Annotated in this window: 15 protein-coding genes; 8 read left to right on the top strand and 7 right to left on the bottom strand. The window is 68.5% G+C overall.

The genetic code is table 11. The features are described 5' to 3' along the window. Window positions 1-300: a hypothetical protein gene (locus tag G3T14_RS17790; protein WP_163643875.1), complete on the top strand. Its 300-nt coding sequence runs from the start codon at window positions 1-3 to the stop codon at window positions 298-300. 243 nt (window positions 301-543) lie between these two features. Further along, complete coding sequence (gatB, locus tag G3T14_RS17785) at window positions 544-2,016, top strand: Asp-tRNA(Asn)/Glu-tRNA(Gln) amidotransferase subunit GatB (protein WP_163643874.1); 1,473 nt, start codon at window positions 544-546, stop codon at window positions 2,014-2,016. A 515-nt stretch (window positions 2,017-2,531) separates the two neighbouring features. Here gatB and G3T14_RS17780 read toward each other — a convergent pair. The 5 genes from G3T14_RS17780 to G3T14_RS17760 form a co-directional block, all read right to left on the bottom strand. Continuing rightward, on the bottom strand, window positions 2,532-3,536 hold the full coding sequence (locus G3T14_RS17780; RefSeq protein WP_163643873.1) for an HlyD family secretion protein: 1,005 nt from the start codon (window positions 3,534-3,536) through the stop codon (window positions 2,532-2,534). A 2-nt stretch (window positions 3,537-3,538) separates the two neighbouring features. Then, the gene (locus G3T14_RS17775; RefSeq protein ID WP_163643872.1) at window positions 3,539-3,733 is read right to left on the bottom strand and encodes a DUF1656 domain-containing protein; all 195 of its coding nucleotides are present in this window, start codon (window positions 3,731-3,733) and stop codon (window positions 3,539-3,541) included. Beyond that, window positions 3,733-5,763: an FUSC family protein gene (locus tag G3T14_RS17770; protein ID WP_281409825.1), complete on the bottom strand. Its 2,031-nt coding sequence runs from the start codon at window positions 5,761-5,763 to the stop codon at window positions 3,733-3,735. Before G3T14_RS17770 ends, G3T14_RS17775 begins: the two co-directional genes overlap by 1 nt. Further along, on the bottom strand, window positions 5,760-6,179 hold the full coding sequence (locus tag G3T14_RS17765; protein WP_163643871.1) for a DUF4345 domain-containing protein: 420 nt from the start codon (window positions 6,177-6,179) through the stop codon (window positions 5,760-5,762). The genes G3T14_RS17770 and G3T14_RS17765 overlap by 4 nt, the downstream gene beginning before the upstream one ends. Before the next feature lie 132 nt (window positions 6,180-6,311). Beyond that, window positions 6,312-6,557 carry a hypothetical protein gene (locus tag G3T14_RS17760; protein WP_163643870.1) on the bottom strand — a complete coding sequence of 82 codons (246 nt, stop codon included), beginning with the start codon at window positions 6,555-6,557 and terminating at the stop codon, window positions 6,312-6,314. Between the two features lie 239 nt (window positions 6,558-6,796). Between G3T14_RS17760 and G3T14_RS17755 the strand changes: the two genes are divergently transcribed. Further along, window positions 6,797-7,432: a glutathione S-transferase N-terminal domain-containing protein gene (locus tag G3T14_RS17755; protein ID WP_163643869.1), complete on the top strand. Its 636-nt coding sequence runs from the start codon at window positions 6,797-6,799 to the stop codon at window positions 7,430-7,432. A 40-nt stretch (window positions 7,433-7,472) separates the two neighbouring features. On the opposite strand, the gene G3T14_RS17750 is transcribed toward G3T14_RS17755, so the two are convergent. Then, window positions 7,473-8,015 carry a DUF2147 domain-containing protein gene (locus tag G3T14_RS17750; RefSeq protein ID WP_163643868.1) on the bottom strand — a complete coding sequence of 181 codons (543 nt, stop codon included), beginning with the start codon at window positions 8,013-8,015 and terminating at the stop codon, window positions 7,473-7,475. A gap of 231 nt (window positions 8,016-8,246) precedes the next feature. Between G3T14_RS17750 and ndk the strand changes: the two genes are divergently transcribed. Both ndk and G3T14_RS17740 read left to right on the top strand, forming a co-directional pair. Then, window positions 8,247-8,669 (top strand): nucleoside-diphosphate kinase, encoded by a 423-nt coding sequence (ndk, locus tag G3T14_RS17745; RefSeq protein ID WP_163643867.1) that lies wholly within the window; start codon window positions 8,247-8,249, stop codon window positions 8,667-8,669. A gap of 133 nt (window positions 8,670-8,802) precedes the next feature. Further along, window positions 8,803-9,180: a hypothetical protein gene (locus G3T14_RS17740; RefSeq protein ID WP_163643866.1), complete on the top strand. Its 378-nt coding sequence runs from the start codon at window positions 8,803-8,805 to the stop codon at window positions 9,178-9,180. A 16-nt stretch (window positions 9,181-9,196) separates the two neighbouring features. Here G3T14_RS17740 and G3T14_RS17735 read toward each other — a convergent pair whose 3' ends face one another. Beyond that, window positions 9,197-10,351, bottom strand: coding sequence for an AI-2E family transporter (locus G3T14_RS17735; RefSeq protein WP_163643865.1), 1,155 nt, complete (start codon window positions 10,349-10,351; stop codon window positions 9,197-9,199). Window positions 10,352-10,677: 326 nt separating this feature from the next. Here G3T14_RS17735 and G3T14_RS17730 point away from each other — a divergent pair, with 326 nt between their 5' ends. The 3 genes from G3T14_RS17730 to G3T14_RS17720 all read left to right on the top strand — a co-directional run bounded on the left by G3T14_RS17730 (window position 10,678) and on the right by G3T14_RS17720 (window position 12,657). Then, complete coding sequence (locus G3T14_RS17730) at window positions 10,678-10,980, top strand: acyl carrier protein (RefSeq protein WP_163643864.1); 303 nt, start codon at window positions 10,678-10,680, stop codon at window positions 10,978-10,980. A 70-nt stretch (window positions 10,981-11,050) separates the two neighbouring features. Next, window positions 11,051-11,521, top strand: coding sequence for a 3-hydroxyacyl-ACP dehydratase FabZ family protein (locus tag G3T14_RS17725; protein WP_163643863.1), 471 nt, complete (start codon window positions 11,051-11,053; stop codon window positions 11,519-11,521). Beyond that, window positions 11,518-12,657 (top strand): beta-ketoacyl-ACP synthase, encoded by a 1,140-nt coding sequence (locus tag G3T14_RS17720; protein WP_163643862.1) that lies wholly within the window; start codon window positions 11,518-11,520, stop codon window positions 12,655-12,657. The genes G3T14_RS17725 and G3T14_RS17720 overlap by 4 nt, the downstream gene beginning before the upstream one ends. Window positions 12,658-12,762 lie beyond the last annotated feature (105 nt).

The raw sequence follows: 12,762 nt of genomic DNA, 5'->3' as shown, positions 1-12,762 counted from the left end.
ATGACTGTCCCGGTCTACCCCTTCGACGTCTGGATCTGGGCCGCCTTCGATCCGCTGCTGATCGCCATCGCGCTGATCATGGGCTGGAAGTCGGACCAGTTCGTGAAGGTCATTCTCGTATCGCTGATGGCTTTTGCCATCTCGGTTCTGGTGTCGTGGGGCGTCACGGCCATCGGCATCCCCTGGCCGGCTCCGGTCAGCCACGATGGGCCGACCTTCTTCCCCGTGCGCTGGATCGCCGGATTCCTGTGGGGCACCCTGGGCTTCCTCGCCCACCAGCTCTACCGACGCTTCGCTTGAGTGCGGTGCGCGCCGGTGGCTTCATCGCCGCGCCGCATGATACCGTCACGACCAAGGACCGACACGGTCCCTCATCCTGAGGTGCCTGCAGGCGGTCGCAAGATCGCTTGTCGGGCCTCGAAGAAGGGCTCTAGTTCGCCCTCACGCCTGTGGAAGGCTCCTTCGAGGCCGCTGCGCGGCACCTCAGGCTGAGGGTCAGGTCGGGTCACCAGATTTTTTCCTCGATCAGCGTTCCAGGCCATCATGACCGCAGCCGTGAACCCCAAGAAACTCATCAAGGGCGGCCTGCACGATTGGGAGGTCGTGATCGGCATGGAGATCCATGCCCAGGTCACGAGCCGCTCTAAGCTGTTCTCCGGCGCCTCCACCGAATTCGGCGGCGAGCCCAACGACCACGTCTCGCTGGTGGATGCGGCGATGCCCGGGATGCTCCCCGTGATCAACGAGGAATGCGTCGCGCAGGCCGTGCGCACCGGCCTCGGCCTCAAGGCACAGATCAACCTCCGCTCGGTGTTCGACCGGAAGAACTACTTCTACCCGGACCTGCCGCAGGGCTACCAGATCAGCCAGTTCAAGGACCCGATCGTCGGCGAGGGCGTGGTTCTGGTCGATCTGCCGGACGGCGAGTCGATCACGGTCGGCGTCGAGCGGCTGCACCTCGAGCAGGATGCCGGCAAGTCGCTGCACGACCAGAACCCGACCCAGAGCTTCGTCGACCTCAACCGCTCCGGCGTCGCGCTGATGGAGATCGTCTCGCGCCCCGATCTGCGCTCCTCCGAGGAGGCGCGCGCCTATGTGACCAAGCTGCGCACCATCCTGCGCTACCTCGGCACCTGCGACGGCGACATGGAGAAGGGCTCGCTGCGGGCCGACGTGAACGTGTCGGTGCGGCTGCCCGGCGACCCGCTCGGCACCCGCTGCGAGATCAAGAACGTCAACTCGATCCGCTTCATCGGACAGGCCATCGAGGTCGAGGCGCGGCGGCAGATCGCGATCATCGAGGATGGCGGCACGATCTCCCAGGAGACCCGCCTGTTCGATCCGGGCAAGGGCGAGACCCGCTCCATGCGCTCGAAGGAAGAGGCGCACGATTACCGCTACTTTCCCGACCCGGATCTGCTGCCACTCGAATTCGACCAAGCCTACGTGGACGCGCTGGCCGAGGGTTTGCCGGAGCTGCCGGACGCCAAGAAGGCGCGCTTCATCGAATGCTATAGCCTCAGCGCCTACGATGCCGGCGTGCTCATCGCCGAGCGCGCCTCGGCCGACTATTTCGAGGCGGTGGCCAAGGGCCGCGACGGCAAGGCCGCGGCAAACTGGGTGATCAACGAGCTGTTCGGCCGCCTCAACAAGGAAGGCCACAGCATCGAGACGAGCCCGGTCTCGGCCACCCAACTCGGCACCATCGTCGACCTCATCGGCGAGGGCGTGATCTCCGGCAAGATCGCCAAGGATCTGTTCGAGGTCGTGTGGTCGGAGGGTGGCGACCCGCGTGAGCTGGTCGAGTCGCGCGGCATGAAGCAGGTGACCGACACCGGCGCCATCGAGGCGGCCATCGACGCGATCATCGCCCAGAACCCGGACAAGGTGCAGCAGGCGAAGGAAAAGCCCACGCTGCTCGGCTGGTTCGTCGGCCAGACCATGAAAGCCACGGGCGGCAAGGCCAACCCGGCGGCGGTGAATGCACTGCTGAAGGCCAAGCTCGGAATCGAATGAAGGACCAGGGCGCCAAGCCCTTCAGGCTGGCCTACCACTCCTGAAAACGCCGCCGGTCGAACCGGCGGCGGAAGCGGCCAAAGTGGGGCCTATCGCGTGTTCGAAGTCGTGCCGTGAAGGCCGCTTCTGCGCCCCGGAGACCGCCTCCGTCCCGTGATCCGCGTGTGTGCTGCTCAGATCCGGATCGAATTAGGACCGGGTCATCGCCGCAGCGTGCTGCTGGGGTGGAGTCATACTCGTCTCCCGCCATTCGGTCGGCCGCAATCGAACGTTGAACGTCGCTGCTGGTCACCTCGTTACTTTAGCTGTGCTTCAGCGCTGAAACACAAAGCGAGACTGCGACTGGAAACGGGGGGCGTCAAGCCCCTATCTGCGCCAGCGCTTATCTGTATTGATCCGCACGCGGCCCCGCCCCGAAACGCCGTTCGCAAGCAAGGGCTTGCCCACTATCGGATCGCATGGCCAAGTGGGTATCGGCAGGCGTCACAGCCGATTGACGATCCGAGCCGGCGCCCTCACGGCACGTCGGGCGACATCTCAGGTGCCCCAGTTAGCCGGCGCCGCATGCGCTGGAACCAATCGCTGCGATGTCGGCCGGGCTCGCCCACCGAGATCGTCGCGGTCATGCCGGCGACCAGCGCCACACCGTCCGGAACGGCCTCGATGCGGATCCGCACCGGGACGCGCTGGGCGAGCCGCACCCAGGTGTAGACCGGGTCGACGCTGGGCAGTCCCTGGGTACTGGGCGCCGCATTGGCGATGCTGATGCCCAACGTGATGCTCTCCACCGTCCCGCGGATCAGCGGATCGTAGCCGAGGAGTTCGGCCGAGACCGGATCGCCCACATGGATGTGGGCCATCTTGGTCTCCTCGAAATAGCCGTCGATCCAGAAGGAATCGGTGTCGATCACCGCGATATTCACCGTGCCGGTGGTGGCGTAGTCGCCCACCCGCAGGAGCAGGTTGGTCACGCGACCGTTCACAGTGGCGCGCACCTGCGTCCGGCCGAGATTGATCTTGGCCTGAGACAGCTGCGCCTTGGCCGAGGCGAGGGCGGCCTCCGCGATCTTGGCGGTGCCGGCGAATTGCTGCTTCTCCTCGATGGAGGTCGAGAGTGTGGTGAGCGCCTCGCGCCGGGCGGCCTGGGTACGCTTGACCGAGAGGTCGGCCTCGCGGTTCTCCATCTCCGCCTGCGCGGTGGCGATGGCGATCTCGAAATCGGCTGGATCGATGACGTAGAGTACGTCGCCTTTCTTCACAGTCTGGTTGTCGGCGACACGCAGTTCGACGATCTGCCCGGAGACCTGGGGCGCGATGCTCGCCACTTGGACCCGCACCCGGCCGTCGCGGGTCCACGGCGCAGTGACGTAGAACTGCCAGACCACGAATGCGGCGATGGCGGCGCAGGCGAGAATGACGGCCGTGGCTGCCAGGCGCAGCACCCGGCCTCGGCGCGTCTGCCGTCGCGGTTCGCCCCCATCGTGACGCGTCTGCGCGTTTTCGGTTTTGTCGTCGGCCATCGTCACAGGAACACGATCAGGAGGGCGAGGATGCAGAGGTAGAGGCCAGCCTCGGCGAGAGGCGGGTTGGCGACATACCGGCTGAAGCGAATGCGTACGAAGACAAAACGAAGCATCATCAAAATCGCCAGGGTGCCGAGCGCGTAGGCGACGAAGGGCGAAATCAGCACGCCGCCGAGGTCGATATCGTGTCGCATCACGCCCTCGGAATGCCGAGGCGGTGCAGGAAGCGTGCTTGTGTTTCTGCGACGTTGGCGGCGGTGGCCAGATCGCTCACCGCCCGAGCGACGCCCATGCGGACGGCGGGCGCGCTGGCCCTGCCGGCCGCGAGCAGATCGCGGGCGGCTTCCGCCATGCGCCGGCCATCGGCGGCTTCGAGGGCGGTTCGTGCCTGCAGGACAACCGTCTGCAAAACAGGGTCGCGGCCGAGCTCCCGCAATTGCGGATGGGCGCGGGCGGCCGCCGCCTCCATCCGGGCGAGGTCGAAGCCCCGGTTCAGGCTAGCCGCGCGGACGGCGCCGCTGGCCGAACTCCACTGCGCGAACTGGAGCAGCCGGTCGCTGTTCAGGCTGGTCCGGGTGGTGGCATCGCCGCCGTCCCCCACCAGCGCCGCGACGAGGGCACGGCGTGCGGAGTCGACGGCGAAGATCCGGTTCTGGGATACCGAAACCGGCAGGATCACCCGGACGGTGACGAACAGGATCGCCGCCGCCACGACGACTAGGAAGGCATTCGTCAGGAAGGTCTGCGGATCGTAGGATTGCGGGTTGGCGGGCGAGAGCAGGACCGGGAAGAACACCAGCAGGATGAAGCCGACGGCGAAGGTCGGCGGGTTGAGGCTGAGGAAGCAGGCCAGGAACACTACTGGCGCGATCGCGATGGCGAGCAACGGAAATCCCTGCCCCCCGGCTAGCATCCCGAACAGTACGATCCCGGCGCAGAAGGCCGCGAGTGGCATGCCGATCAGCACGCCGCGGGCGAACCCTTTGGGATTCGGATTGATCGCGGACAGCGCGCAGGTAGCGGCCACTTGCACGAGGGCATAGGAGGTCGCGGGCCAGCCGGCCGCCACGAACAGCAGGACCGTCACCCCGAAGGCGATCGCCACCCGCGCCGCGCCGCGCAGGGCGACGGGAAAATCGCGGTGCGTCGGCAGATCGACGTCGCGCCGTGGGCGATGACCAGTGGTGAGGGCGGAGAGGCCGTCCGCCGCATACGCGGCGTTCCGCGCGAAATCGAGGGCGCGCTGAAGGGCCAGAACGTCTTCGACGCGCGCGTCGTCGGCGCAGGTGGCGGTCTCGATGAGCACGTGCAGGCGGAGGACGGCGGCATCGGCAGCGGCCCGCGGATCGGCAACCTCCGCGTCGGTGAGACCGAGACAGAGCGTGCGCGCCTCGGCCACCGCCGCACCGGGCTGTCGCAGGCGGCCCTCGGCGGCCACGAAGGCGCGGGCCGTCGCCGCCATCACGTAGAGGGCGGCGATGCCGCTGCGGGCGCCGGCCGCACGCCGGTGTCCGTCGTCGAGTTCGGCCCCGATGGCGCTGGCATCGCCCCGCATGGCGGCGATGCGGCGGATCAGGGCGGCGGTGCGCTCGGGGCCGGGATCACCGCTCAGGAAGGTGTCGCGCGCAAAGGTCCGCGTGGCCGCGACGGCCCCGGTCAGGGTGTCGCGCACGGAGCGCCAGGTGCTCGGCGAGGCCAGCGCGTCGTTGATGAACGTGATGGCGACGATGCCGATGGTGATCGCGGCCACCCGGTCGACGGCGGCGTCGAACACGTCCTGCGGCGTGTCGATATGCGCGATGGCGATGATCGCCACGGTGTAGCCCGACAGCATCGCCCCGTAGGCGCGGGTGTCCTGCAGGAAGTGGGCGGTGAAGACGCAGAGCGACAGCCAGGTGGTGAAGCCGACCAGCAGCAGCACCCGGTCCTGCGCGAACAGGGCGATGAGGAGGAGCGCCACGGCCGCGCCGACGAGCGTGCCGAGGAAGCGGTAGAGCGCCTTCGACAGGGCTTGGCCGCGCTTGGGCTGCGCCAGGATCGCGACGCAGACCACGGCCGACGAGGCGCCCGACAATTGTAGCCAGAACGCCGCGTAGAGCGCGAGCACCATCGCCAGCCAGATCCGCAGGGCGAAGGCCCAGGCGGCGGGCGGCGGCACGACACGGTCGGCGAAAGCGAGGGCGCGATCGAAGAGGGAGGGCGCCCGAACCGCCGCGTCGCTCAAAGACCACGCGCCTCGACGGCCGTCGCATCGGCCCGGGCGGCGATCCGCGCCTGCCACAGGCAGAGCAGCGGGGTGACGATGAGTTCGACGAAGAGTGCCGCCATCATGAGAAGCGAGGGCAGGCCGGTGAGGCTGAGGCCGAGCAACCGCGCCAATCCACCGAGCGCTACGACCAGGGTGAGGAAGCGAAACAGGCTCGTCTTCGCTTCGATGTCCGGCACACAGGCCCAGAACAGGATGCCGATGCCGAGATGCAAGCCCGACGGATACCGGAAGTGGCTGTCGGCCGAGACGTCGACGAGGCTGCCGGAGCCGAGCCCGGTGAGACCGAACAGCACGCCGTAGAGCCCGGAAACCACGGGCACGAGGGCGACCAAAGCCACCACCCGCTGCAGCACCTGGCGCTCCCGCATCACCGCACTCCGCGTTCCCCGCCCGACCGCCAACCGGGCAGGGTCTCATGCGTTCCGTGGATCATCCGAATGCCGCCCGCTCCGGCTGCCCGGGCGGTGCGATAACGCATCCACGTCGCTGTGCCGGGCCGTGTATCAGGCTTTCTGTTCCTTGAGGCGCTTGACGCACTTGCTGAAGTATTGCGGCCATTTCGGCCCCTTCGCGGCCTTGTCCGCCACCGAGAGAGCCCGCCATTCGGCGCCGCACTTCTTCTGGCGCTCGCGCGGCGCGGTCTGGGTCACGCTCGGCTCCTTGGCGCCCGCCACCGGATCCTTGGCGAGCACGGGATTCACCAGGAGCGGCGCGATGAGGCACGCGGCCAGGACGAAACGGAATGGCATGGTTGACAACCCCCGATTGTGAAACGGGCCGCCTTCGGGCGGACAGCGCGCATCACACCCCCAAGATCGTGTCCAGGCAAGCGGCTTTCGCCGTATCGTCCAACACAATCCACCGGTCGCTCTCGCCACCGGCCACTCTCGCCACCGGTCGCTCTCACGCACCAGCTTGCAACCATCGGCTCGCGTTCCGGCTTGATCCGGCGCATGAACCGAACCTGACCTTGGCCGGGATGATCCGCATGGCACACGCTCCGGGAAAACCCATCGACGTCCACACCTGGAGCACGCCCAACGGCTGGAAGATTCCGATCATGCTGGAGGAGTGCGGGCTGCCCTACCGGGTGGTGCCGGTGAATATCGGCCGGGGCGACCAGATGGCGCCGAACTTCCTGGCGCTCTCGCCCAACAACAAGATTCCCGCCATCGTCGACCCCGACGGACCGGGCCACGAGCCGATCACGATCTTCGAATCGGCGGCGATCCTGCAGTATCTCGGCCGCAAGACCGGCTGCCTCTACCCCACCGATGAGCGGGCGCGGGTGATGGTGGATGAATGGCTGAGCTGGCAGGTGGCCGGCTTCGGGCCGATGCTCGGGCAGGCCCATCACTTCCGCATCTATGCGGAGGAGAAGATCCCGTACGCCATCGAGCGGTTCACCACCGAGACGCAGCGGCTCTACCGCGTCCTCGACCGCCGCCTCGCGGGCCGCGACTACGTCGCCGGCGACTACTCCATCGCCGACATCGCGATTCTCACCTGGGCGAAATATCACGGCAAGCAGGGGGTCGATCTCGCCGGCCTGCCGCACGTGAAGGCCTGGCTCGACCGGGTGCTGGCGCGACCCGCGGTGCAGCGGGGCTTCGCGGCGATCTGACCGAACCCTCCCCTTTCATGGGGGAGGGCGATGACGCGCCTTACTGGTCGGCGGGAGCCGGCGCCGGGGCCGCCTTGGCATGGGCCTTCGGCGCGGGTTTCACGGTCCCAGCCGGCTCGGGCACCACGTTGGCGGCCTGCTGGTTCACGTCCGGTACACGGGTCCAGGTCTGCGAGCCGCACAGGATCTTGAGGAGGCAGCCCGACACCGACAGCTCGGAGGTGCTCTCCCGCTCCAGGCTGACCTGATACATCTTGCCCTCGTCGGCATTGTAGATCTCGCCGGAGAACTTCGCCTCCTCGGGCTTCAGGTTGTCGAGGAGCGTGAGGCCGAGCACCGGGCGGCTCCGCTTCTTCGGGTCCGGGTTCTTGATGTCGGTGCGCGGGGTTCCGTCCTCGTTCGTCCCGGTCTTGGCCCAGACGACCTTGCCGCAGATATTGGCGCCGGCGGGACCGCAGCGGTCGATGCGGACCTTGGCGCGGCCATCGCCGGTGAGCCAGGTTCCCGACGGGTCCTGAGTCGGGGCGGCCTGGGCTGCGGTGAGGCCGGAAAGGATGAAGGCGGCTGTCAGGGCGACGCGCATGTCCTGGTCTCCGTATGGCTTGCGGCTGCGGAAGGGGTCGGTGTCGTCTGACCCGGACAGAAGCCCCCGCAATCGGGCGTTTTTCCGGCAGTGTTGCGCCAAAGCCATGGCCAAGCCTTTTCCGCTGTGGACAGGCCTTGTCCCCACTCGGGTTGAGGGAGGGGGGCGCGCCCGCTATAAGCCCGGCGCCGAAGTCATTTCGGCGGCAAGCACCTCAGAACCGGACTGACCATGGCCACCGAGCGCACCTTCTCCATCCTCAAGCCCGACGCGACGAAGCGGAACCTGACCGGCGCGGTCAATGCCGTGATCGAGAAGGCGGGCCTGCGCATCGTCGGCCAGCGCCGGATTCAGATGAGCCGCGCCCAGGCGGAAAAGTTCTACGAGGTCCACAAGGAGCGCCCGTTCTTCGGCGAACTCGTCGACTTCATGATCTCCGGCCCCGTGGTCGTTCAGGTGCTCGAAGGCGACAACGCCATCGCGGCCTACCGTGAGGTGATGGGCGCCACCAACCCGGCCAATGCCGATGCGGGCACCATCCGCAAGACCTTCTCCGAGTCCGTCGGCGAGAACACCGTCCACGGCTCGGACAGCGCCGAGAACGCCAAGCTCGAGATCGCGCAGTTCTTCCAGGATTCCGACATCGTCGGCTGAAGAATCACACCCGCGCGTCGCTTTCGCGGCGCGCGGCGTTTGCGTCAGGGTGTGGCCGCCACGCCCTTGCGCAGGCCCAGGGGCAGCGTGAAACCGGATCGTACCCGAATCCTTGTCACGGACCCATCATTCCATGCGCCTTCTCAGCCCGCGCACCGGCCGGCTTCTGCTTGCCGCCGGCCTCGTCTCCCTCATGGCCGCGTGTAACGCCAACAAGTCCGGCCCCACCGCCGAACTCGCGGGCTACACCCCCGATCCGGCGCTCAAGACCGCGTCCACCGGTAACCTCACCGGCCGCGTGCGCCACGCCTGCACCGTGACCCAGGCCCGCCTGCAGAGCGTGTCGGAAGTCTCGCTGGCGCGCCCCTGTGGCTGCTACGCCCAGCGCACCCTGTCGAGCCTCGACCAGGGCGAGCTCGATGCCTACCGCACCAACGGCTACTTCAACGATTCGGCCCGCGCCAAGGCGCTGAATGCGCTGGACAGCTGCAAGCTGCCGCGCCCGGCCTAAGGCGTCCGGCCCGGGCTCAGGCCCGGGCCTCCTCGCCTTGCGTGAACTCGCGCCACAGCAGGATCAGTGCGGCCATCACGGCCGGCCCGAGGAACAGGCCGAGCAGGCCGAAGCTCTCGACGCCGCCGAGGATGCCGAGGAGCACCCACAGGAATGGCAGGCGAGTGGTGCCGCCGATCAGAGCCGGACGTACGAAGTGGTCGGCGATGAAGGTCACCACGAAGCCGGCCACCACGACGACCAGGGCCGGGACCACCGCCCCGTTGGCCACCAGGATCAACGCCGCGATGCCGAACACCAGCGGCGCGCCGAACGGGATCATCGCTGCCACCGCCGTCGCGGCGCCGAGCAGCACGGGGTGCGGCACCCCGGCGAAATAATAGACGATCCCGAGCAGCACGCCCTCGCCGAGGCCGACGAGGACGAGCCCGTCCACGGTGCCGTGCACCGAGGCGACCATTTGCCGGGCGACTCGTTCGCCACGCGGACCGAACAGGCGGGAACTTGCGGTGAGCACCTGACGCGTGACCGCATGCCCGTCCCGGAACAGGAAGAACAGGGCGACGAGGCTGAAGCCGAACAGCACCGCCCGCCGGACGATCTGCGCGCCGAGCGTACGCGACAGGCCGATGGCGGTGGAATTGTCGAGGCGATGCAGCAATTCGGAGCCGGCGTCTGGGTGGCTCAGGTTCTGCGCCCACCAGGCGCTCGCCTGGGACCCGCCGAAGGGAAGCTTACCGAGCACCTCTGGCACCGGAATGCCGCTGTGCTCCATCGAGCGGACCAGTTCCATCACATCGTGCGCCTCGCGCGCCGCCTGGACGCCGAGCACCACGAGGGGCGCCAGGAACACGAGGGCGACGGCCACCGTGAACAGCGCCGGCAGGACGATGTTGTGGCCCTTGGGCGGCCGACGCCGTTCCGCACGGGCGTAGAGCGGCCCGAGGGCGATCGCCAGGATCACCGCCCAGACCAGGGCCGGCAGGAACGGATGCAGCACCCAGAGCCCCAGCGCCGCCAGTGCCAGCACCAGCACCGTGCGGGCCGCCCCTTGCGCGGGCGGGCTGAAATGGCCCGGCTCGCCCGGGGGGATCGCGGGCGGCGCGGAACTCTGTGCCACGGGGGCCTGGAACGGGGCGGCTCGGTCGGCCGCGCGCGGTGTCTTGTCCATGGTCGGCTCGATGCCTCTTGGCCGGTCGGGCGACGATCCGGGGTCGCCCGCCTCTGGGTCGCAGTTGCTGCATCTAGGCCTGTGCGGCCCCGGGTGGAATGGCCCGCTCTTCACGATCTGGGCGGCATGCCCCGGCCGAGCGCTACGGTTGCCCGGTCTACCCCCCTCGTGTAAGGGACCGCCTTCCTCTTTCAACGGCGGCGCTCGGCCGTCCGACGGGGCATGCTGCGCGACCGGGGGCACCGGGCATCATGCGCCGGCCCCGGACCGGCCGATTGTCGGCGCCGCCCGATCTGGCGGGATATCCAGGAAAACGGCGAGAACGCATGTCCGAACAGACCCACACCGCCACCTTCGACCGCGTCGCGGACATCATCAGCGACACCGCCGATATCCCGCGCGATACGATCACCCCGGAGAGCCACGCCATCGACGATCTCGGGATCGATTCGCTGGCCTTCCTCGACATCGCCTTCGCGGTGGACAAGGCGTTCGGCATCAAGCTGCCGCTCGAGCGCTGGACCCAGGAGGTCAACGAGGGCAAGGTTCCGGCCGAGGAATACTTCGTGCTGAAGAACCTCTGCGCCCGCATCGACGCGCTCGTGGCCGAGAAGGCCGCCAAGGCCTGACGTCTTTCGAAGGCCCGACGTTTCCTGAAGGCCTGACGCCTCCCGCCGCAGCGGAGCCCCGGTAAGAGCCATGCGCCTCGAATATTTCGAGATGATCGACACGGTGACCGCCTTCGACCGGGAGGCCGGCCGGATCGAGGCCCTGGCCCGCGTGCCGATGGAGAGCCCGGTCTTCGAGGGCCATTTCCCCGGTCATCCGCTGGTGCCGGGCGTGCTGCTCACCGAGACCATGGCGCAGGCCTCCGGCTACCTGCTGCTCGCGCATCTCGGCTTCAAGCAGATGCCGTTCCTGATGGCCATCGACAAGGCGCGCTTCCGCTCCTTCGTCGGCCCCGGCGCGGATCTCGTCGTGACGGCGAGCCTGGAGCATGACGGATCGGGCTATGCGGTGACCAAGGCCGCGATCCGCCACGACGGCAAACCGCTGGCCGATGCGGAGCTGCGTTTCCGCACCATGCCGTTCCCGGAGGGTCTCGACGCGCCGATGCGCGAGCGGGCTCGATCGATCGGGCTTTTCGAATTGGCGGGACTGCCCGCATGAGCGAGACCCGCGACGTCGTCGTCACCGGCCTCGGTCTCGTCTCCTGCGCGGGCGAGGGGATCGAGGCGCATCTGGCGGCCTTCGGGGCGGGCGCCCCGGCGCGCACCGACACCGAGACCTTCGCGCCCTACACGGTTCACCCGGTGGCGCCACTCGTCCTCGACGGCCAGATTCCAAAAAAATCCGACCAGCGCCAGATGGAGCCGTGGCAGCGGCTCGGCGTCTACGCCGCCGGCCTTGCCCTCGATTCGGCCGGGGTGAAGGCCGATGCGACCCTCAAGGCCGCCATGCACCTCGTCGTCGCCTGCGGCGGCGGCGAGCGCGACACGGCGGTGGACGGCGCGATCCTCACCGGCTTGCGCGAGGCGGCCGATCCTGGGGCCTACCTCAACGAGCACCTGCTGAACGACCTGCGCCCGACACTGTTCCTGGCCCAGCTCTCGAACCTGCTCGCCGGCAACATCGCCATCGTCCACGGCGTCACGGGCGCGTCGCGCACCTTCATGGGCGAGGAAGCCGCCGGCACCGACGCCCTGCGGATTGCCCAGGCGCGGATCGCCTCCGGCCAGGTCGCGTGCATGCTGGTGGGCGGCTCCTACAGCGCCGAGCGGCCCGACGTGATGGTGGTCCACGAGCTGGGTGGGTACCTACGCGCCAAACCCTTCCGGCCGGTCTTTTCGCGAGACGCGGAGGGCGAAGACGGTTTCATCCTCGGCAGCGCAGCCGCCTTTCTCGTCCTGGAATCGGCCGAGCATGCGCACGCGCGCGGCGCCACCATACTGGCGCGGCTCGGCCCCGTCGCCAGCGATAGGACGCGCCGTGAGGCCGGCAGCACGGCCAGGAGCCTTCACAGCCTCTGGCAGGCCGCGGGCGTCCAGGCGCCCGATGCGGTGATCTCCGGCGCCACCGGCGTGGTGACGATCACGGCGGAGGAGGGCGAGGCCCTGTCGCGGCTCGCGCCGAACGCGACACGCACGGCGCTCGGCGACGTGGTCGGGCACACTCTCGAAGTGACGGCCCCCTTCGGCGCAGCGCTCGCCGTCGGCCTCGTGGCGCGGGGCGAAGCGCGCGAGGTCGCGGTAACCACGGTCGGCCACCGCCGCGGCGAGGGCGTGATCCGCGTGACGGCGGCCTGAGCGTCACGGATGCGGGTCGACCCCTACGTCTTGGCAGACGCGCAGGAGCGCTCTCCGACAAAGGAGAACATCATGCGCCGAGCGCTCCCTTTCCTCTCAATTCCC

It is taken from the genome of Methylobacterium sp. BTF04 (assembly GCF_010692745.1).
Lineage (GTDB): Bacteria > Pseudomonadota > Alphaproteobacteria > Rhizobiales > Beijerinckiaceae > Methylobacterium.
The sequence above is the reverse complement of the archived record's forward strand: the minus strand, read 5'-3'. Positions and strand labels throughout refer to the sequence as shown.